This is a genomic window from Bradyrhizobium sp. UFLA05-125 (genome assembly GCF_059803515.1).
On the sequence record NZ_JBANBJ010000073.1, the window covers coordinates 1 to 21075 of the forward strand.

17 protein-coding genes are annotated in these 21075 nt (G+C 60.5%); all 17 read left to right on the forward strand.

The features are described 5' to 3' along the window. Positions 1–274 (forward strand): S26 family signal peptidase (locus SO156_RS37295; protein ID WP_498538275.1); only part of this gene is annotated, 274 nt, incomplete at its 5' end. Between the two features lie 361 nt (positions 275–635). Beyond that, the gene (locus SO156_RS37300; protein WP_498538311.1) at positions 636–1175 is read left to right on the forward strand and encodes a lytic transglycosylase domain-containing protein; all 540 of its coding nucleotides are present in this window, start codon (positions 636–638) and stop codon (positions 1173–1175) included. Between the two features lie 246 nt (positions 1176–1421). Further along, positions 1422–3173 (forward strand): relaxase/mobilization nuclease domain-containing protein, encoded by a 1752-nt coding sequence (locus SO156_RS37305; RefSeq protein ID WP_498538276.1) that lies wholly within the window; start codon positions 1422–1424, stop codon positions 3171–3173. Positions 3174–3284: 111 nt separating this feature from the next. Continuing rightward, positions 3285–5285: a conjugal transfer protein TraG gene (locus tag SO156_RS37310; protein ID WP_498538277.1), complete on the forward strand. Its 2001-nt coding sequence runs from the start codon at positions 3285–3287 to the stop codon at positions 5283–5285. A 9-nt stretch (positions 5286–5294) separates the two neighbouring features. After that, positions 5295–5732 (forward strand): CopG family transcriptional regulator, encoded by a 438-nt coding sequence (locus SO156_RS37315; RefSeq protein WP_498538278.1) that lies wholly within the window; start codon positions 5295–5297, stop codon positions 5730–5732. 191 nt (positions 5733–5923) lie between these two features. Beyond that, positions 5924–6577, forward strand: a complete 654-nt coding sequence (locus SO156_RS37320) for a ribbon-helix-helix domain-containing protein (protein WP_498538279.1) — start codon at positions 5924–5926, stop codon at positions 6575–6577. Positions 6578–6674: 97 nt separating this feature from the next. Next, a complete protein-coding gene (locus tag SO156_RS37325; protein WP_498538280.1) occupies positions 6675–7982 on the forward strand; it encodes an MFS transporter in 1308 nt (435 codons plus the stop codon). Positions 7983–8634: 652 nt separating this feature from the next. Further along, entirely contained in the window at positions 8635–9687 is a 1053-nt protein-coding gene (locus tag SO156_RS37330; RefSeq protein ID WP_498538281.1) for an NAD(P)-dependent alcohol dehydrogenase, read from the forward strand. A gap of 1855 nt (positions 9688–11542) precedes the next feature. Further along, positions 11543–13213, forward strand: coding sequence for an aromatic/alkene/methane monooxygenase hydroxylase/oxygenase subunit alpha (locus tag SO156_RS37335; RefSeq protein ID WP_254107656.1), 1671 nt, complete (start codon positions 11543–11545; stop codon positions 13211–13213). A gap of 83 nt (positions 13214–13296) precedes the next feature. Then, entirely contained in the window at positions 13297–14337 is a 1041-nt protein-coding gene (locus SO156_RS37340) for a 2Fe-2S iron-sulfur cluster-binding protein (protein ID WP_498538282.1), read from the forward strand. A gap of 68 nt (positions 14338–14405) precedes the next feature. Then, on the forward strand, positions 14406–15476 hold the full coding sequence (locus SO156_RS37345) for an aromatic/alkene monooxygenase hydroxylase subunit beta (protein ID WP_498538283.1): 1071 nt from the start codon (positions 14406–14408) through the stop codon (positions 15474–15476). Positions 15477–15482: 6 nt separating this feature from the next. Further along, positions 15483–15854, forward strand: a complete 372-nt coding sequence (locus SO156_RS37350; RefSeq protein WP_027550986.1) for an MmoB/DmpM family protein — start codon at positions 15483–15485, stop codon at positions 15852–15854. A gap of 119 nt (positions 15855–15973) precedes the next feature. Next, positions 15974–16996 carry an amidohydrolase family protein gene (locus SO156_RS37355; RefSeq protein WP_498538284.1) on the forward strand — a complete coding sequence of 341 codons (1023 nt, stop codon included), beginning with the start codon at positions 15974–15976 and terminating at the stop codon, positions 16994–16996. 5 nt (positions 16997–17001) lie between these two features. Next, on the forward strand, positions 17002–17838 hold the full coding sequence (locus SO156_RS37360; RefSeq protein ID WP_498538285.1) for a metal-sulfur cluster assembly factor: 837 nt from the start codon (positions 17002–17004) through the stop codon (positions 17836–17838). Between the two features lie 85 nt (positions 17839–17923). After that, positions 17924–19555, forward strand: a complete 1632-nt coding sequence (locus tag SO156_RS37365) for a molecular chaperone GroEL (RefSeq protein WP_498538286.1) — start codon at positions 17924–17926, stop codon at positions 19553–19555. A gap of 148 nt (positions 19556–19703) precedes the next feature. Next, the gene (locus SO156_RS37370) at positions 19704–20384 is read left to right on the forward strand and encodes an MIP family channel protein (protein WP_498538287.1); all 681 of its coding nucleotides are present in this window, start codon (positions 19704–19706) and stop codon (positions 20382–20384) included. 133 nt (positions 20385–20517) lie between these two features. After that, a complete protein-coding gene (locus SO156_RS37375; RefSeq protein WP_498538288.1) occupies positions 20518–21012 on the forward strand; it encodes a hypothetical protein in 495 nt (164 codons plus the stop codon). The last annotated feature ends 63 nt before the right edge of the window (positions 21013–21075 follow it).

The following is a 21075-nucleotide window of genomic DNA, read 5'->3' on the forward strand; positions in this document are numbered from 1 at the left end:
CATGCTCAAGCGAATCCTCGCATTGCCCGGGCAGACCGTCTGTAGGAGCGGGCTCACTATCACGGTCGATAGCATAGACATGGGGCAGGCCCGCGAGCGCGATGGCCGCCATCGGCCACTACCAAGCTGGCAGGGATGCCGCGTGATCGACGCCGGTGAAATTTTCGTTATGAACTGGCAGTCGCCGGATTCTCTAGACGGTCGGTATTTCGGGTCCATTCCAGCATCTGCGGTCATTGGCCAGGCGCTTCCGATCTGGACCAAGGAGGAGTGAGCATGCCGATCTCGCTTCGTCCAGCTGCACCTCATCTGTTTAGCCGCTCCCGGCACCCTTCTTCCATCCCGGCCAATTCCTTGAACCCAGCGCACTTGGCTGGGCTTCAGAGCGGCGGCGAGGCCGACGTTTCTGTACGATGTGCCGGATAGCCGCGACAGCAGCAAAACGACTTCGGTCGCTCACGGTTGTCGTCGGCCTTACGGCCGCGTTGCCGACAGTCGAATTGCTCTCACCGGCAACAGCCGAAAGCCCACCGGCTGCGCCTTCACCGGCGATCCTGCGGATCGTCCCTTACGCGCCATTTGTGACCGAGGCGTCCCGCCGGTTTACGATCCCGGAACGCTGGATCCTTACCGTGATGAGGGTCGAAAGTGGCGGCAACGCGCGAGCAGTATCGTCTCGAGGTGCGCTTGGCTTGATGCAAATCATGCCTGCGACCTGGGTCGAACTGAGCGTCCGCTACGAGCTCGGAATCGATCCCTTCGATCTCCGCGACAATATTCTGGCAGGGACCGCGTACCTGCGTGAGATGCTCGACCGGTTCGGATCGGAAGGGTTTCTTGCTGCCTATAATGCAGGTCCCGGCCGATACGAACAGCTCCTGGCAACGGGCCATCGCCTGCCCGAGGAGACGTTGACCTACGTCCGAACAATTGAATCTGAGATCGGCATCACACGCCGAAGACCCCTGACTTCGTCAGGCGCACGCTCTCCTTCTCGGTTGCAAGATGTCGTCGCCGTACGGCCGCCGACGAGCTCTTCCGTCGGCGGTGCTTCGGCGGCGATCGCTCACCAAATTGGTCGGTCTAGCGATCTACCCGACATGGATACGTCCGCGTTGATACCTCGTGCAACGGGTCTGTTTGTGCAGTCCTCACGTTCGGGATCGTCACGATGATTGCAATCGTACTCCGTCGGATGCTGTCGAGTGTTTTCGTACGTTCGGAAGTCATAGGGAGGGAGCAGGGGATAGCCGACCGGGGATGGCAAGGGAAAAGGCCGGCCTGCGGTCCTGCCTATGTGGTTGGTTGGGCGGGGGATTTTGTAAGGCGGGTAATGTCTCCTGCCGGCGCTTTCCGCAATTCCTCGAACACAATCAATGCCTCGTGCGCCATACACCTGCGCAGGAGCAAGGTTCTCAGCCGTGACGTCACGTGACGACGACCTACGGATCCACCCCGGTCGCATCCACCACGGCAACCGTGGGGCCAAGCGCCCGAAGAGCTTTGTCGGGGAGGTGATGCGGTCCGCAAAGAGGGCGGGTCACGTCGGCAACAGTTTCCGGTCAAGCCAGGCTCACAGCCGTTCCCAATTTGGGCGCGGCCGCCGCGCGGCAGTCTCGATCCGCCTGCGCTCGAATGCCCGGCGGGTCGTGACAAAAGCACGCGTCGTACGTCACAAGGGCTCGCGCTTTCGATCGGCACCCCTGCCCAAGCACCTGGCCTATCTCAAGCGCGATGGCGTGACGCGTGACGGCGAAGACGCGCGCATGTTTGACACGAACTCTGATGCGGCAGACGAGCGCGCCTTCGCCGTACGTTGCGAAGAGGATCGTCATCACTTCCGCTTCATCGTCTCGCCCGAGGATGGCGCCGCGCTGGGGGACCTCAAGACGTTCACGCGCGAGCTGATGCGTGACGTCGAGAAGGATCTCGGAACCAGGCTCGATTGGGTCGCGGTAGATCATTGGAATACGGACAATCCGCATGTCCACATCCTCATCCGTGGGCGTGCTGATGACGGTCAGGACCTCGTGATCAGCCGCGAGTATATCAGCCGCGGCCTCCGGGATCGGGCGGCGGACCGCGTCACTCTCGAGCTTGGGCCCCGCAGCGAGCACGAGATTCGCGTAAGTCTGGGGCGGGAGGTTGATGCGGAGCGCTGGACCAGCCTCGACCGTGCGCTGCGGGACATCTCCGACGCGAATGGGGGCGTGGCAGATCTCAGGCGGAGCCTGGATGTGGAGGATCCCGAACTGCGCAGCCTGCTGCTCGGCAGGGCCGCCAAGCTCGAACGCCTTGGCTTGGCAGAGCCGGCAGGTCCCGCCTGTTGGACCCTGAAGCCCGGCCTTGACCAGGCGCTTCGCCAGATCGGAATGCGCGGCGACATCATCAAGACGATGCACCAAGCCCTCAGTGGGACCGGTCGCGAGCCGGACGTCAGCACCTTTGCCTTGCATGGCGAAGAACCAGCCGATCCGATTCTGGGGCGCCTCGTTCAACGTGGTCTCGACGATGAGCTCACAGGGTCCGCTTACGCGATCATTGCCGGTATCGATGGTCGCACGCACCACCTGCGCTTTGCAGACATTGAGATGACCGGCGATGGGTCGGCCGGCGCCATCGTCGAGGCGCGCGCTTACGATGACACGAACGGGCGCCGGCGCGTGTCGCTCGCCATCCGGTCGGACCTGACTATCCACGAACAGGTCACCGCGAAGGGCAGCACATGGCTCGACCGCCAGCTCCTCGCCAAAGATCCGCCGCTCAGCCGTAGCGGTTTTGGTGCCGAGGTGCGGGATGCAATGGAGGCCCGTGCCGATCACCTCATCGAGCAGGGCCTAGCCCGCCGGCAGGGGCAGCGCGTGCTATTCGCGCGCGACTTGCTTGCGACGTTGCGGCGGCGCGAGCTGCAGGACGCGACGACCAAGCTTGCGGCTGGAACGGGGCTTGACCACAGCTTGGCTGCTGAGGGCGATGCTATCTCCGGCATCTACAGGCAACGAGTGACGCTCGCCTCGGGTCGCTTTGCCATGATCGATGACGGGCTCGGTTTCCAACTTGTGCCATGGCGACCAGCCTTGGAGCAGCATCTTGGAAGGCAGGTGACAGGCCTCATGATGCCAGGCGGCAGGATCGATTGGGATTTTGGTCGCAAGCGCGGACTGGGCCTCTAGCGACATCGACAAGATCCTGATCCGTCCGATTTCTGCGCGGGGACCGCACAACGTACCCTTATGGGCGTCTTGTCCTTGATGTCGCGCGGGTAGCCCTGCTGCATCTTGGCCATGTCGACAACCAAAGTGCTTTGGGGCCAGATCACGCTCGTCCTTGCTATCGTGCTCATCACCACCTGGGCAGCGACGCAATGGGTTGCCTGGAGGCTGGGATTTCAGCCGCGACTCGGACCGCCCTGGTTTGAACTCGGCATGCCCATCTACCTTCCGCCCGCCTTCTTCTGGTGGTGGTACGCATACGATGCCTACGCCCCCAAAATCTTTGTCGAGGGGGCCTGCGTCGCGGCGTCGGGCGGGGTGATCTCGATCATCGTCGCCTTCGGAATGTCGATCTGGCGGGCGCAGGAAGCGCAGACCGCGGCCACCTATGGCTCCGCCCGGTGGGCACTGAAGAACGAAATCCGTAGCGCGCAGCTCTTGGGCCCAGACGGTGTCGTGCTCGGTCGCTTTGAGCGCAACTACCTTCGACACGACGGCCCCGAGCACGTGCTCTGCTTCGCGCCGACGCGGTCGGGTAAGGGCGTCGGTCTCGTGGTGCCGACGCTCCTGACATGGCCGGGCAGTTGCATCGTCCACGACATCAAGGGGGAGAACTGGCATTTGACATCCGGCTTCCGCGCCCGCCATGGAAAGGTCGTGCTGTTCGACCCCACCAACCGCAACTCGGCGACCTACAATCCCCTCCTGGAGGTACGCCGCGGGGAGTGGGAAGTTCGGGACGTCCAGAACATCGCCGACGTGCTGGTTGATCCGGAAGGTGCCTTGGAACGGCGTAGTCACTGGGAGAAGACCAGTCATTCCCTGCTGGTCGGCGCGATCCTGCACATCCTATACGCCGAGCAGGACAAGACCTTGGCTGGCGTCGCAAAATTCCTGTCGGATCCCAAGCGCCCGATCGAGGCGACCTTGCGCGCGATGATGTCGACGGCTCATCTCGGCGATGGCGGCGTTCACCCGGTTATCGCCTCTGCGGCGCGCGAGCTTCTGAACAAGAGCGAGAACGAACGCTCTGGCGTGCTCTCAACTGCGATGTCGTTCCTTGGGCTCTACCGTGATCCAGTCGTGGCGCAAGTCACGCGCCACAGCGACTGGCGGATCCGCGATCTGGTGGAGGCAAACCAGGCGACAACCCTTTACCTCGTCGTCCCACCATCCGACATCAGCCGGACCAAGCCGCTGGTGCGGCTGATCCTCAACCAGATCGGTCGACGCTTGACGGAGGATTTGAACGCCAAGGGGCGTCGGCATCGTGTGCTGCTTATGCTCGACGAGTTTCCCGCCCTGGGCAGGCTGGACTTCTTCGAGTCGGCGCTCGCGTTCATGGCGGGCTACGGGCTCAAGAGTTTCTTGATCGCCCAGTCACTCAATCAAATCGAGAAGGCCTATGGCCCGAACAATTCGATTCTCGACAACTGCCATGTCCGCGTGTCCTTCGCCAGCAACGACGAACGGACCGCGCGCCGCGTGTCGGAGGCGCTGGGAACAGCGACCGAATTGCGCGCCATGAAGAACTATGCTGGCCATAGGTTAAGCCCGTGGCTTGGTCACCTCATGGTGTCGCGGCAGGAGACAGCCCGTCCGCTTTTGACGCCCGGCGAGGTGATGCAGCTACCACCGGACGATGAGTTGATCCTGGTCTCGGGATGTCCGCCGATTCGTGCGAAGAAGGCGCGCTACTACGAAGACCCACAATTCCGCGAGCGAGTACTTCCGCCGGCTCCGTCCGGAACAGTTGATAAGCCCGTCCGATCACCCGACGACGACTGGAGCAAGCTGCCCCTGCCGGGTACCTCGCGCGACGGTCAGAAGCCACTTATTCACGGAAAGGATGGCAAATCCGCGGACGATCCGGCCAATGGCGGCATTAGGCTAGAGCCCGAGCTTCCTGAGCATGAAGACGTGGCGCCAGATCGGACGCCCGCGACGACCGAGTTCGAATTCACCGATGAGGATTCCGATGATGACATCCAGCGTGCAGGCGAACTGCGCCACGCGGCAACGAGCATAGCCCGTCAGGCGGCGATGGATCCTGATGATAGCCTTGATCTCTAGGGTGAGGCGATGCGGAGCAAGCATACATTTCGCCTACGTCCCGAACTCGCCAGCCAGCTCGCGGACTATGCCAACCGGAAGCGAGTGCCACAGGCGCTCGTCGTCGAATCGGCGCTGTCATCATTCCTGTCCCCGGACGGCTCCGAGCGCATGGAAGCGGCCCTCGGCCGGCGGTTGGACCGGCTCACCCGCCAGGTCGAGCGCCTCGAGCGCCATGTGACGATTTCGAACGAAGCGCTGGCGTTGTTCGTTCGCTTCTGGCTGACGGCGACGCCGCCCCTGCCGGATACCGCACAACCTGCTGCACAGGCCAAGGGGCGTGAACGCTACGAGGGGTTCATCGAAGCCTTGGGCCGGCGGCTCGCCCGAGGCCAGAGCCTCGCGCAGGAGATCACCTTGGACGTCGAGCCGCGTGTTCCGTCTACTGAAAAACCTGATCCCGGCTGAGCGGCCCGCCATTTCTTTCTTATCCTACGCCAGACTGCGGCATCGACGCCTGTGCGGTTGAAGCAATCGCAGGACTGTTCCTTCTGTGCCCGGCCGCCGTTGAGGCGGCTCATTCGTTCGATCGGATCTCGCCTCGCTGATTGCGAGCGCGAGCTGCACCGATCGATCTAGTTGCACGAGGAGGGGAGATTATGACGGTCGAAGTCGAACGCGACGGACAGGTCAGCCTGAGCTTGGATCAAACTGAGGCGAATATCTCCCCGATCCCGCCTCGAACCAGAAAGGTCAGCGTTCAGCTCTCCGAGACGATTTTCGAGCGCTTGGAAGCTGCAACCGGCCAGGCGGGGGCCGGGAAGAGCATGGTCGTGCAGGCCGCTCTCGAACGTTTCCTGAATCCAGCTCCGCCGACGGAAGAAATGGTGCACGAAGCCTTCCATAGGATCGGCGATCAGATTGAACGCCTGGAGAGCGAACTTGCGATCATCGCCGAGACGGTCGCGTTGCACGCCCGCTATCACGTCACGGTGACGCCGCCGATGCCGCCCTCGCAACAGCGCGACGCGTGTGTGCTGGGCTATCAGCGGTTCAAGGCCCTGGCCGAGCAGGTTGATCGGCGTGTGCGCTCGGGCCGGCCGCTGATGCGGGAGACGATCGCCAGTCTCAGTATGACCGAGCGCGACGTCCCTCCGCCTGAGCGCGATGGGGAAACCGTGTCCGGTCGTTCAGAAGATCAGGCCGACATCCTCCAGGACGCCGCTCCAGACGTGGAATCCAAGCAGACGGCTGCCGTCCAGGAGGACGGCAGCAACCGCAACTTTCGAAATTTACCAAACGCGTTCTGCTGAGCCGACCGGAAGGAGGGCAGGCCAGGTCCCGCTCGTCCCATCTGCCGCACCCACAATCCCCGAGGCAAGTGCCGCGGGGCGACTTCCAGTATCGCGGTTGATACTCGGCGTTTTTTTGCCGTTTGCGGCAGGCTACTATCTCTCCTATCTGTTCCGAACGATCAATACGCTGATTTCTGAACCTCTATCGGTGGACCTTGGTCTGAATGCCGGCAGTCTCGGGCTGCTGACATCAGTGTATTTTCTGATTTTCGGGGCCGCCCAAATTCCTATCGGAATCTTGTTGGATCGTTTTGGTCCACGCCGGGTTCAGAGCGCCTTGTTGCTGGCGGCGGCCCTAGGGGCCGCTCTGTTCGGCGCTTCGAGCGGATTCTTGTCGCTCTTGCTCGCCCGCGCAATGATTGGGCTCGGCGTCGCGGCCGCATTGATGGCTGGGCTGAAAGCGATCGTTCTCTGGTTTCCCAGAGAACGGGTCGCGCTGATGAACGGCTATATGATTATGCTGGGTGCTTTAGGTGCGGTGACGGCAACCCGACCTGCCGAATGGTTGCTGAACTCGATGGGGTGGCGCGGAATATTTGAGGTTTTGGCGACTACAACGCTCGCAGCCGCCCTCCTGATCTTTCTAGCGGTCCCGGAGAGCACGATTGCACAGCAAGCGCGGCCGGCGGGACTTCGGCTCGAAGCGATCTTTACGAATCGCCGTTTCTGGCGAATTGCACCTCTTTCGGCGAGCTGCGTTGGGGCTGCCTGGTCGTTGCAGGCGTTGTGGGCCGCGCCCTGGCTCAGGGATGTCGAGGGACTGAACCGCGAAACCTTGGTGACCCAATTGCTCGTCATGGCGATTGGCGTATGTGCCGGCGCCTTGCTGCTGGGCACGATTGCCGACCGGTTGCGAAGACATGGTATCGGTTCGGAAACGCTGCTCGCAGTGATGGCGCTACTGTTCGTCTTGGCTGAGCTCACGCTGATCCTGCGTCTACCGCTCCCGTCGATGCTGCCATGGTCAGTGGTTGCCGTCTGCGGCGCCGCCACTGTCCTCAGCTACGCGACGATCGCAGAATACTTTCCAACCGAACTCGCGGCTCGCGCCAACGGAAGCCTAAACGTCTTGCATTTCGGGTGGGCCTTCGCGGTTCAGTGTGGAACTGGACTCATACTCGAGCAATGGCCCGTTCAAGATCGGCACTATCCACTGATAGCCTACCAAGTTGCCTTCGGGTTGAGCGTTGCCGTACAGGTCGCGTCGCTGGCTTGGTTTGGCGTTTCCTGGGTTCGAGAATTAAGTGGCAGGACCGTCAGATCCCTCTTGCATCACCGCTCGCGACAAGGTGCTTCGTTTGAAGTAACCGCTCCGCCTAGCGATATCCCGATCATGGAGGCGCACGAAGACACGGAATGGTAACGTCTGTCGCTTCTATGAGGGCACAGGTCTTGAAATCGGAGGCCTTGTAGGTGCAGCGATAGGCGCCACCATCGGCTTATCGCTCGGATTCGGCACAACACAAGGCGTTGTTTTTGCGATCAGTAGAGCGGTCGCAGATAAGGCCGACGACAATGACGGCGGAGACACGATTTGCAACCTGATCTTGCACAAGCACGGTATCGCTCGGCCACGGCACGAGGAAAGATGGCGCTTGCGCCGTCGATGAAAACGGCGGAACGGGGCTCCTCCAAACCGCGAAATCTAAGTGATTGTCTTGAATCAACTTCTTAAGGGGGTGGGGAGGGAGTTCGTTTGTAGCTACGGTGACAAGCTGCGGATGACACTCCAACTACGGCAGCTCCTGGCGCGCAAGCAGACCAGAGAGCACTCCTGGGTTGTTTGGGGGTAGGACAGGGAAGGGACGACCCGGCAAGATGCCCGGGCAGAGCTTGTTCCGAAATCTTCGGCCGTTCGGAGATCTGGACCATGCGCCAAGCTGCTACATCGACGCGCGGCTTGCCGATTGTTGGAACGGTCGTTTGCGCTGCAATAACAAATTCACTGGCACGAAAAATGCTGAGCCGCCTCGGCGATGGCGAGCGCGAAGTTCGCCGGGCAGACGGAGGAGAACATGAGAGCCCAAGTATTGAGAGCGTATGACGAAAAGCTGTCCAACGATCGGTGGGTCAGCGAGGAAAAAGTGCCGGATCCCAAGTTAACCAAATCGACGGACGTCATCGTCCGTATCGGCGGCGCTGGCGTATGTAGGACTGACCTTCATATTATTGAAGGCGTCTGGAAGCCGCATATGGATCCAACCGGCGATAAACTGCTACCCATCATCATGGGACACGAAAATGCGGGCTGGATCGAAGAGGTTGGCAAGGAAGTTGAGGGCCTGAAGAAAGGTGACCCGGTTATCGTTCATCCGAAGATCACCGGCGGCACGTGTCTCGCCTGTCGCCGTGGCTTCGACATGCATGGTCCCGGCACGTTTCCGGGTCTCGATTGCAACGGCGGCTACGCAGAATTCTTATGCACCTCGGAACGAAATATCGTGCCGCTGCCGCGGACACTTGCTCCGAAGGATGTAGCGCCCTACGCGGATGCGGGCCTTACGGCCTATCGCGCAATCAAGAAGGCCACGCGTCACCTTTTGCCAGGCGAATTCTGCGTCGTTATCGGAGCGGGTGGGTTAGGCCACATCGGAATCCAATGCCTCAAGGCAATGTGTGCTGCCGACGTTATCGTGGTCGACAAGTCCGAAGCGTCGCTGAAATTGGCCGAAAAGTCCGGCGCCGATCATCTGGTGAAAGCTGACGGCAATGAAGTGGCAGCAGTGCTGGCTCTGACTGCCGGAAACGGCGCGGAAGCGGTGATCGATTTCGTCGGCGAGAAGGGCACGACATCCAAAGGCCTGGCGATGACCCGTCCGATGGGCAGCTATTACGTCGTTGGCTATGGTGAGGACATCCGTGTTCCGACCGTCGACATGGTGATTGCCGAGAAAAACATCATCGGAAATCTGGTCGGCACATGGGCCGAGCTAACGGAGTTGATGGCCCTCGCGGATCGAGGTTTGGTTGAACTCGCCACGGCCGAGTATCGCCTGGCGGATGCGAACAAGGCGTTGCACGATCTCAACGCCGGCAAGATTCATGGACGCGCTGTTTTAATTCCTTGATTCAGAAACCACGTCATCCATCGCGAGAATGCACTTCTCGCGGTGGATTTGACGGCCCTCCGTCTGTCCAGGTGACCGCACACAGACTGCTCATGTTGCGGCGCAAACGCTACGAGTGCTGGACGGGTACCCCGCGCGGTTCGCACAAAGTCTCATTTTGCGTCGTCGTCGCAATTTGCAACGCGACCGGTCTCAGGGCGACACCCGCAATCATCCAATGTCGCCCAGCTCTGTCTTCTGCTGCTCAGAAGACGATCCGAAAGAAGCCCTCGAACGATCTGGCACGGCCGTTGCACACCTCCTTGCAGGTACTCGCCGGCGAAGCGCACCGATACGGCCAAGAACGAGCCGCTTCGCCTTGAGGCGCACTTCAGAGGCAAACTCTTGCGCCTGGCGTCCGTATCCGCCGCGAGACATTGCAAGCCAACGCCATCGCTGACGCCGCACTTCGCGTGTGGTCGCGGTGCTATGTGGAAGCTCGGAGAATTATTCGCGCGATATCGACAGGAGGCCAGAATGGGCAAGAGCTCCAAGAATCCTCACCACGGTTCAGCGGGTTGCTGCGCCGTCTGCGGCGGAAAGTTTGGGCTTATTCGTTACTACTGCTGGCGCACGGCGCTCTGCTCCAGGAAGTGCGTCGCCCGGTTCAGAGTGCGCAGGGAGGCCGACCATAGATGGCTCCGCTGGTTGCGAGCCGCTTAGGTGTTCAACGATGACATAGTGGCATTGTAATGCTTCGCATTGGGAGGCGCCACATAAGGTTCATTCTGGTGAACGGCAAAACGCCATGTCCAAAAACGTTCTGCATGCTTTGCTGTGAGCCAATACATGCAAGCTATCTGAAAGAATTCAGTACCGGATTGCCCTTTTGCGATTATGATTGTTACGCCCTCTATTCCGGCCGCTGGATGTCGAGGGTTGGGCAATCAACGCACTCAGCCGGCGTGGAAGACTATCGCTAGTTCGAGCGGGCGACCAAGGAACCAGCTCGCAACGCGCGGCCGCCGGCATGAGCGAAAGAATGCCGATTGCAAAGTGCGGCCAAGTGATCAATCTAGAGGAGCGCCGAACCATTGGCCCCCGTAGGAGAAGCGCTGCCACGCCGTCGTTTCAATCTCAATGAGATGCACCAGGTCAAGAGCGCGTCATCCAACATTTAGTCTGCTGGTGATCCAGGGAAGTGCTGTCGAACCGGTTTCGATCTGCACCTATCGCCGACAAGTGCTTGCTGGCCGGATGAGAGAGGACCTTTAGAAAGTCTGTCTCTGGTCCTCTCAATGCGCCATCGATCAACAGCGAACAAAGTAATTTCGGCATCCAGGCGACCGATCGATATTGCGGCGCAAACATTGCGGTGCAAAATAGGCGCCCATACGCGTCACTGAGATTCTCATTTTGCAATTCGTGTCGCAAATTGCATCTCAGTTAGTCGCGACCCAGGCATTGTGGCCCCTCGGCGTTCGCTCATTTCCCCACTTACCCAATCAGAAATTACTCGGCGGGCCCCCAAAGACGCGCTGGCACGCCCATTGCAAAGCTCTTGGCACAACAACGCCGACTGCTCCGTCTGGGGCGAGCCGCGAAAAGAACGAGGGAAGGGGATGCTCAGCTGAAGGCGCGCTTTCATGCGGGATGGGACAATTGCGATCGGGGGCCGCTGGGTCCGAAGATCGTCCCTGATCATCGCTGGAGGGCTCCACAGTCATCCTAAGACCCTTGCCGATATCAAACGTCCGGTCGTGCGAACGGCCGCGAGGTGGCCCGTAACGCACGGGTAAGCACTGCCCGGCCCGTCGAGGTCCTGGGCAGGCGGAATATCGAAGTGGTCTCTGACCCGATCAGGAGGATAGACTAGATGTCTGGAACTTTAACACTCAACAAGATCACCGCTCAGCGCGGCATTTCCGTCGGCGAAGCTGCAAAGAAGATTGCGGATCTCGGGTGGAATCCGTCCTACGTGCAGGAAGCGATGACCTTCCCCACGGACTACAAAATCACGAAGGCGCCGAAGGATCCGATGAAGCAAGTCCTTCGCTCCTACTTCCCGATGCAGGAAGAAAAGGACAACCGCGTGTACGGCGCGCTCGATGCTGCTTTGCGCGGCGACATGTTCCGCAACGTCGAGCCGCGCTGGGTCGAGTGGATGAAGCTCTTCCTGGCGATCATCCCGTTCCCTGAGATCTCCGCTGCGCGGTCCATGGCCATGGTCGGGCGCCTTGCCCCGGGTGAAGATCTGCGCACCGGCTTCACAATGCAGATGGTTGACGAGTTCCGCCACTCGACAATCCAGATGAACCTGAAGAAATGGTACATGGAGAACTACATCGACCCGGCCGGGTTCGACATCACGGAGGAGGCGTTCGGGAAATGCTACGCCACCACCATCGGCCGCCAGTTCGGTGAAGGATTCATCACCGGCGACGCGATCACGTCGGCGAACGTTTACCTGACCGTGGTCGCCGAGACCGCGTTCACGAACACGCTGTTCGTAGCCATGCCATCGGAAGCGGCCCGCAACGGCGACTATGCGCTGCCGACGGTTTTCCTCTCGGTTCAGTCGGACGAGAGCCGCCACATCGGCAACGGCCACTCGATGCTGATGTCGATGCTGAAGGAGCCCGAGAACCATCTTCTGCTCGAGCGCGACATGCGCTACGCGTTCTGGCAGAACCACGCCATCGTGGATGCCGCGATTGGCACCTTCATCGAGTACGGCACCACCAACCGCGACAAGACCAAGGAGTCCTACGCGGAGATGTGGCACCGCTGGATCTTCGAGGACTATTATCGGACCTACATGCTGCCGCTCGAGAAGTACGGCATCAAGATCCATCATGACGACGTTCAGACCGCGTGGAAACGGCTGACCGAGAAGCACTACGTCCACAAGGTCGCGCAGTTCTTTGCGGTCGGCTGGTCAGCGAACTTCTGGCGCATCGAGGCCCAGACCGACAAGGACTTCGAGTGGTTCGAGCACAAGTACCCGGGTTGGTATGCTCAGTTCGGCGAGTTCTGGAAGTGGTACGAGAAGCTATCGCATCGCGGCCAGACCAACATACTCTTCAACAGCGATGTCGGCTATGTCTATCCGCATCGTTGCTGGTCGTGCCTGGTGCCTTGCCTGATCCGCGAGGATATCGTCACGGATGAGATCGACGGCAAGCTCTACACGTTTGCCCATGAGATCGATCGCTGGACGGCGGTTGAAGCTTTCGCCGGCGAATATGAGGGGCGTCCGACCCCGGCGATGGGACGGTTCAGCGGCCGTCGCGAGTGGGAAAGCGTCTATCACAACGTGGATATCGCCGACGCCATCAAGGATCTGGGCTTCGTGCGTACCGACGGCAAGACCCTGGTCGCCCAGCCGCACCTGCGCTTCGACGAGAAGGAAATGTGGACGCTCGACGATGTCCGCGGCCACATTCTCAAGAGCCCGCTGCTCACCCTGCGGGAGATGAGCCCGGCCGACCGAGAGACGCATCTCGCCGACTATCGCAAGGGATTCACCATCAATCCCTGCAACTAAGCGTGGGGGAAGGAGCCGGCTCCGCTGGCTCCTTCCCTGCCAATCACCGGAAGACTCGCAAGCCTTGGTTTGAGGAGGCCCCTATGGGCGCGCCCGCTAATGTCGTTCGCCTGCACCCCGTAGGCATAGAATTCGAGGTCGAAGAGAACGAAACCGTTCTCGACGCCGCTTTTCGCCAGGGCATCGCACTGCCGCATGGTTGCAAGGAAGGCCAATGCTCAGCATGCAAGTGCGTGCTTACCGGCGGCGATGTGGAGCTGAAGAAATACTCGACGTTCGCCCTCAACGAGATAGAGCGCAGCCAGGACTACATCCTGCTGTGCAGGACGCTGGCCTATTCGGATCTTGAAGTGGAGCTCCTCAACTACGATGAGGAGGTGCTGTCGAAGTCGATCCCCGTCAAGGACTTCACGGGCACAGTCACGAGCATCTCCGCGCTGACCCACGACATTCGGCGGCTCGAAATCTCGCTGGAGCAACCTCTGAAGTTCTGGGCGGGTCAATATGTCGACATCACGCTCCCGGGGGCAGAGACGATTACGCGCTCGTTTTCCATGGCAAATTCGCCGGGCGAAAGCCAAAAACTCGCATTCATCATCAAAAAGTACCCGAACGGACGCTTCTCCTCCCGACTTGACGGAGACCTCGCCGTCGGAACCGAGGTCGGGATCAAGGGACCCTACGGGACCTGCTTCCGGCGAGAAAACAAAACCGGAGCCATGATCCTGGTCGGCGGAGGATCGGGAATGTCGCCGCTGTGGTCGATCCTGCATGATCACATTCGCTCAGGCGAAGTGCGTCCCGTGTATTTCTTCTACGGGGCCCGTACGCAAAACGATCTTTTCTATCTCGATCAATTCAAGGAACTGTCCTCGAAGTATCCGGAGTTTACGTTCGTCCCGGTGCTCTCCCACGCTGTCGACGACGCAACCTGGCATGGAGAAAAGGGTTTCGTGCACGAGGCGGTCGGAGCTCACCTGCGCACTTCCGGATATGGCGAAGACGTCGACGTCTATGCCTGCGGTCCATCGCCCATGATCGAGGCGCTCACGCCGGTGCTGCAGATGAACGATGTCGAGTCTGATCGCGTCTTCTTCGACAAGTTCACACCAGCCAATAACTGAAACTTTAATCGAGATTTTCCGCGTGTCGATCCAGCAAGTGTAAAGCCACCAATGGGAGGAGAAAGACTATGACTGCCGTTCCAAGCGTTTCAGTGGGCTCCGGTGCAGCAGGCGCTGCGGTGTTTCCGGACTCGGACAGCCGCAAATATCGGTACTTCGAGCCGCGCAGCAAGCGAGCGACGCATTACGAGGACGTGACTGTCGACGTTCAGCCCGATCCGGAGCGCTACCTGTTGCAGGACTGGATCATCTCGTTCTCGAACGGGAAGGGTGCCTACACCAAGGACAACACGGCGGCGCTGAGCTCGAATTGGCATGCCTTCCGTGCTCCGGACCAGGAGTGGGAACGGACCCATTACCAGCGGCAGTCCAAGATCGAGGCGATGGTTCAAGCGGTGATCGCCAACGGCCGCAAGTCCGGCGCGCCGAAGTCCTTCGATAAGGCGTGGATCAAGATCCTGCAGAATCATCTCGGTGCGTGGAAGCATGTCGAGTTCGGGCTCGGCACTTCGCTGATGCAAGCTCAGCGCTACGGCTACACCCAGATGATCAACAACGCGACGCTGACCAACTCGTCCTACAAGCTCCGCCTCGCCCAGGATATCACGCTCTATCTGGCCGAAATCGGAATGGATATTCCGAGCTTCGACGACGCAGCCGGCAAGCACACCTGGCTCGAGGACAAGGGTTGGCAAGGCACTCGGGAAGCGATCGAGTCGATCATGGGCTCGGCCGATTACCTTGAGCAGTATTTTGCCACCAATATCGTGTTCGAGCCGCTCGTCGGCGAACTGTTCCGTAGTGGCTTCTTGATGCAGGTGGCCTCATCGAATGGGGACTTCATCACGCCGCCCGTCATCTCGGCGGCTGAAGCCGACTACGAGCGCAACCTCGCGAACACGATCGACCTGATGCATCTGCTCGTCACCGACAATCAGCATGCCGCCCACAACAAGAAGCTGTTCCAGGGCTGGGTGACCAAGCATGTGGCGCTTGCCAACAAGGCGGCCGCGGGCCTGCAGCCGATCTGGTCGCAGCCGCATTCGAAGCCGGTGCAGTACGCCGACGCCCGCGCGCAGTCCGTCGAACGCATCAAGAAGATTCTCGGCGAACTCGGCCTCACCCTTCCCAAGGAGTAAATTGCAATGTCCGTTGCTTCCAGATCTGCGACCAACCAGAACATCTTCCAGAAGATGGGAGACCTTCGTTTCGAACAAACGATTTCCCATCAGTGCGGCGTCACGATGAACGACAGCGTGGAGGCGCGTGCCATCGCCGAGTTCATGGGCAAAAAGCCGAACGTGACCGTGACCTATCAGCCAGCCCTGATCCGCATCGACGGAGAGGGCAAGCTGATCTTCAAGATGGACGAAATCAGCGAGATTCTCGGGAAGGAAATGACAGCCGAGATCTTCGAAGTGAACACCTCAACGCATTACGGCCGAATGGTTCGCATCGACGACAATACGGTGACGCTGTTCGGCAACATGGACGAGGTGTTCGAATACATCGAGTAACCGTTTCTCCCGAGACTGGGTGGGGCTGCATCCACCCAGATTGCAGCTCCACCACTTTCTCGCGCGGTCGGTCGTTTCCGACATCGATGAAAAAGCACCTATAAACTTTGGAGACTATCATGTTCATAACTCCTTCTGGCGAGGAAGTGTTCGTCATCGACGGTCACACCCATTTCTGGGACGGCAGCCCGGCGAACCAGCTCAACATCCACGGCAAGCAATTTATTGATTGCTTCTACGCCTATCACACCTCGCTCAGTCCGAAGGACAAGCTCTGGCCGAAGGAGCAGTTCGAGAAATACAGCGCCGAGCAGATGTATCGCGACCTGTTCGTCGATGGCCCGGACGATATGGCCATCGTACAGTCGACCTACCTGACGGAATTCTACAAGAACGGGTTCAACACCATCGACCGCAACGCCGAGGTGGCGAAGAAGTACAAGGATCGCTTCATCGTCAATGGCGCGTTTGATCCGCGGGACGGAGAGCGTGCGCTCGAGTACATCCATTACATGAAGGAGACGTTCGGCATCAAGGGCGTCAAGCTCTATACGGCGGAGTGGAAGGGCGATTCGCGGGGCTGGAAGCTCACCGATCCCAACGCCTATCGCTGCTTCGAGCTCTGCGAAAAGCTCGGTATCAAGAACATTCATGTCCACAAAGGGCCGACGATCATCCCGCTGGACAAGGATGCGTTCGATGTCCACGACGTCGATCACGCAGCCACCGACTTCCAGGGGCTGAATTTCATCATCGAGCATTGCGGCTTGCCGCGGCTTGACGATTTCTGTTGGATCGCGGTGCAGGAGACCAACGTCTATGGTGGCCTGGCGGTGGCGCTGCCGTTCATTCACGGCCGCCCGCGGTATTTCGCCGAAGTGATCTCCGAACTCTTGTTCTGGGTCGGCGAAGACAAGCTTCTTTTCGGCAGTGACTACGCCATCTGGACGCCCCGTTGGCTGGTCGAAAAGTTCTGGAACTTCGAGCTGCCCGAGGATCTGAAGCAGGAGCACGGCGTCGATCTCACCCCGCAGGCCAAGAAGAAGATTCTGGGTCTTAACGCCGCGCGCCTTTATGGCGTCGACGTCGAAGCACAGAAGGCGAAGCTTGCGAAAAAAGCTCACGCGGTCGCAGCGGAGTGATGAGGATGGGCGAGGTCCTCCAACATCGTGACCGAAAGACCAGCGAGGTGTGGGCACGCCTCGCAACGGTCACGGATCCCGAGCTAGACGAGTCCGTGACCGAGCTTGGGTTCGTCGAACTCGTCACCGTGCATGACGATGGCGGAGTCGACATCGTTTTTCGCTTGCCGACCTACTGGTGTTCGGCGAACTTCGCATTCCTCATGGCCGACGACATGCGTCAGGCGGTGTCAGCGCTGCCGTGGGTACGTCATGCGCGACCGCAGCTCCGGGATCACATGGTCGCTCAGGAGATCAACCAGGGCGTCAGCGAGGGGAAGTCATTCGCCGACGCGCTCAAGGAGTTTGCACCTGGAGGCTCTCTTGACGAATTGCGCGAGAAGTTTCGCCGGAAGGCGTTCGAGCGGCGACAGGAGTTCATGATCCTGGCGTTGCGCGGCCTGGGTTACGAGGATCCGGCGATCTGCCGGATGACCATGGGCACCTACGATGGGGTCGACTTCGGGCCGGGAGACGTTTCGCGTCAGAAACTGCGTTATCGTGAGCTTCTGGTTCAACGGCACCTCGCTCATCTCCCCGACGATCGCGCTTTCGTCACTTACGAGGGCGACACCATCAGACGTTACGAGCTGCCCCCGTATCTGCAGCGGCTGCGGGGGGTGCGGATCAATATGGAGTTCAACAGCTCACTATGCAGGGGTCTCCTTGCTGCCCGTTATCGCGAGCTCGGCGGGAGCAGTACGGAACGGACATCTGCATGCGGGGCTTGTGGCAGTGGTTGTTCCGCGCGGACCATCGGGCTGCATGGGGCTACCGAACAACGTACCGTCGCGCCCGCGTGAGGCGCGTCTGCGAGTGCCGAAAAAGGAGCGGTCAGCAAGTCCGCCCGACCTGACAAACAACAGACCACGTGGGGAGTAAAACGCGATGCCAAAAGTTCTGCTGCATGACGTAGAAGCCCGTCGCGCTCTTGCGCGCGGAGTCCAGAAGCTTGCCGCTGCAATCGAATCGACGCTCGGTCCGAAGGGCATGAACGCGATGGTCGACAGACCGATCGGTACGCCTATCGTGTCACGAGATGGCGTTACAATCGCCTCGGAAATCGAATTGCCGGATCGTTTCGAGAACATGGGCGCGCAGGTGGTGCGCGAGGTCTCGAAGCAGACCAACGAGGTCGCGGGCGATGGAACGACGACCGCGATGGTGCTCGCGAACGGTCTCATTCAAGGAGGCGTTGCGGCCCTGGAACGCGGCGCCAAGCCCGTGGATCTCTGTAAAGGTATTGAGCGGGCCGTCGAGGTCGTTGTCGAGACCCTGAAGAGTTCGGCAATCACCGTATCGGATCGCAAAACGCTGCAAGCGGTGGCGACGATTGCGTCGACCGACGCCCATCTTGGTGGATTAATCGCCGAGGCAGTGGAGCGCGTCGGCAAGGACGGCATCATCAGTTCCGAGTACGGGTTGACGACCAGCACGACGCTCGAGGTCGTTGAAGGCATGTCGTTCGACCGCGGCTACATTTCCCATCACATGGTGACGGACGTCGAGAAGATGGAAGTGGTGCTGGATCAGCCCTACATCCTTCTGACCGACCTGAAGATCAAATCGCCGAGCGAGCTGTCCGCGGTGCGTACGTCGGTTGCCACGACCGGGCGGCCGCTGGTGATAGTCGCTGAGGAGATTGCGCCCGAAGTCGTCGTCACACTGCTTGGCGATAGCAACCGCGGCAAGGTACTGGTGGTCAATCCGCCCGACTATGGCCACTGGCGCAAGGCGATGATGGACGATCTTGCCATCATGACCGGCGGACGCGTGATCGCCCGCGAGCTTGGAGGCAGGCTGGAAGAGGCGAACCTTGCCGATCTCGGTACTGCGCGGCAGGTTCGGGCCAGCGCGCGCGAAACGGTGATCATTCGTGGCGGTGGCGACGGTGCGGCGATCGCGGCGCGGCGCCAGCAGGTGGCCAAACAATACGACCAGGCACCACCTAATATCGAGCAAGACAAGCTCAAGGAGCGGCTCGCAAAGCTCTCAGGTGGGACAGCCGTGATTTTCGCCGGGGGTGTCACGCCAGTGGAACAGAAGCGGACGATCCAGTTGATCGACGATGCACTCAGCGCGGCGCGTGCGGCAGCCGAAGAGGGCATCGTGCCGGGAGGCGGCACGGCGTTGGCGCAGTGCGCGCCGGTGGTTGCTCGCACGCTCGGCAACGTCAATGGCGACCTGGGCGAAGGAATCAAGCTGGTGCGCGAGACGCTATCCCGTCCCGCCGCGTTCATTGCCCGAAACGCGGGGCATGATTCGGAAAAGGTCGTGGCCGACTTGCAGCGCGCACCGGCGGGTGTCGGCTTCGACGCTGCCAACGGCAAGTTCCTCGACATGGTCTCGGCTGGCATCGTCGACCCGGTCCGAGTGACATACACCGCCCTTCGAAACGCGGCTTCCGTGGCCACGCTGGTGCTGACCACCAACACGTTGGTTGCAGACGTGCCGGAGTACATCGATCCGACACAGGGGCCGGCCCTAGGCGGCGGGGCAGAGAAGCTTGGCCGTGCATGAGGCACGTGTGCGCGGTCCGTATTCCGCCGCGCCGGATCCGGCGCGCGGGACACCGTGGCCAGATACTCGGATCAATCGCAAACCTGAGCGAGCGGAGAGGGGCGGATCGGGCGCCTCGGCATCGAAATATCACCATGGAGGGGAAGTCATGCGTAAGTATGTTGCAGAATTCATCGGCACGTTCGCACTCGTGTTCTTCGGCTGCGCGACCGTGATCTTCATGCGATCCGAAGTCGGTTTACTGGGCGTGGCGTTTGCATTCGGCCTGTCGGTGGTCGCGATGGCCTATTCGATCGGGCATATCTCGGGCGCGCACCTCAACCCGGCCGTCAGCCTCGGCGTGCTCGTCGCCGGTCGAATGTCGCCGCGGGATTTCTCGGGCTACATCGTCGCACAATTCATCGGCGGGATCGCAGCTGCAGCGGTGCTGTATCTGATCGCGGAAGGCAAGGTCGGAGGTTACGACGTCGCAGCGAACGGTTTCGCCCAGAATGGCTGGGGTCAGTATGGCGTACTCTCCGCGTTCGTGTTCGAGGCGGCGGCAACCTTTCTGTTCCTGACCGTGATCCTTGGTGCAACCCAAAAGGGTGCGGCGTCGGTCTACGCGGGTTTGGTGATCGGCCTCACCTTGGTTGCGATCCATCTCGCAGGCATCACCGTATCGGGCGCATCGGTCAATCCGGCGCGCTCGTTTGGCCCTGCATTGTTCGCTGGCTCCGATGCGCTGTCGCAGGTGTGGCTCTATTTCGTGGCACCGAGCGTCGGAGCCGCACTGTCCGGTTACGTGTTCAAGGCCGGCGTGACGCGCGAGATGGTGGCGACAGCTTGAGCTCCGCGATCGCGTGATTGGGCGGTGACAATGATCTAGAACGAGCTACAATCTTGGAAGCTCCGGCATGCGCCGAAGGAGGCGGCACAACAAGCCTCCACGGCCATCCGACTGACCGGGGAAGGAGGAGACCATGGTCCACATCATTTCAAAGCGCGACGGTCCGTGCCGCGAGGGGGCCGCGGCGAAGGACTTCATTCAGAAGAACCGCACGAGGATCGACGCGCTCGCCAACCATCTGACCGGTGGGCGCTGGCAGGAGTTGCGCAATCCCACGCCTCCTCCGCAGCCCCAGCCATCAGGCAAGCTGTGGTACACGCCGCCGGGCCGTCCAAGAGAGGCGGAACCCTACGTGCGGATCAGCCTCAACGGCCGTGTCGTGATCGCGGATCTCGGGTCAGGGCGGCAACTCCATTTTGTCGGCGAACTGCGTGGAAAGGGCCAATCGCGATACTTCGCCCTGGCGACGCGGGAGAACGGGATCTTCGATCCGCTGGATGATGGAATCCGGAAAGTCCTCGCCGATCTTGAGGGCGTGAGCGTGCCCGATGAGACGTCCGAGCAGAGCTTGGAACAAGTCATCGCAGGCCGTCTCGGCCTGGATGCCGTCGCCAAAATCGCCGAATGATCTCCGTGAGCCGGGCCTATGGGAATGACGATCCCGGTCAGGTTCGGTTCAGGCCGTTTCTGC

Excerpts from the sequence above, each read along its gene's own strand:
- SO156_RS37340 (WP_498538282.1), top strand. The coding sequence starts at position 13,297 with ATGGGCGCGCCCGCTAATGTCGTTCGCCTGCACCCCGTAGGCATAGAA.
- SO156_RS37330 (WP_498538281.1), top strand. The coding sequence starts at position 8,635 with ATGAGAGCCCAAGTATTGAGAGCGTATGACGAAAAGCTGTCCAACGAT.
- SO156_RS37355 (WP_498538284.1), top strand. The coding sequence starts at position 15,974 with ATGTTCATAACTCCTTCTGGCGAGGAAGTGTTCGTCATCGACGGTCAC.
- SO156_RS37365 (WP_498538286.1), top strand. The coding sequence starts at position 17,924 with ATGCCAAAAGTTCTGCTGCATGACGTAGAAGCCCGTCGCGCTCTTGCG.
- SO156_RS37320 (WP_498538279.1), top strand. The coding sequence starts at position 5,924 with ATGACGGTCGAAGTCGAACGCGACGGACAGGTCAGCCTGAGCTTGGAT.
- SO156_RS37345 (WP_498538283.1), top strand. The coding sequence starts at position 14,406 with ATGACTGCCGTTCCAAGCGTTTCAGTGGGCTCCGGTGCAGCAGGCGCT.
- SO156_RS37300 (WP_498538311.1), top strand. The coding sequence starts at position 636 with ATGAGGGTCGAAAGTGGCGGCAACGCGCGAGCAGTATCGTCTCGAGGT.
- SO156_RS37310 (WP_498538277.1), top strand. The coding sequence starts at position 3,285 with ATGTCGACAACCAAAGTGCTTTGGGGCCAGATCACGCTCGTCCTTGCT.
- SO156_RS37350 (WP_027550986.1), top strand. The coding sequence starts at position 15,483 with ATGTCCGTTGCTTCCAGATCTGCGACCAACCAGAACATCTTCCAGAAG.
- SO156_RS37315 (WP_498538278.1), top strand. The coding sequence starts at position 5,295 with ATGCGGAGCAAGCATACATTTCGCCTACGTCCCGAACTCGCCAGCCAG.
- SO156_RS37360 (WP_498538285.1), top strand. The coding sequence starts at position 17,002 with ATGGGCGAGGTCCTCCAACATCGTGACCGAAAGACCAGCGAGGTGTGG.
- SO156_RS37370 (WP_498538287.1), top strand. The coding sequence starts at position 19,704 with ATGCGTAAGTATGTTGCAGAATTCATCGGCACGTTCGCACTCGTGTTC.
- SO156_RS37335 (WP_254107656.1), top strand. The coding sequence starts at position 11,543 with ATGTCTGGAACTTTAACACTCAACAAGATCACCGCTCAGCGCGGCATT.
- SO156_RS37375 (WP_498538288.1), top strand. The coding sequence starts at position 20,518 with ATGGTCCACATCATTTCAAAGCGCGACGGTCCGTGCCGCGAGGGGGCC.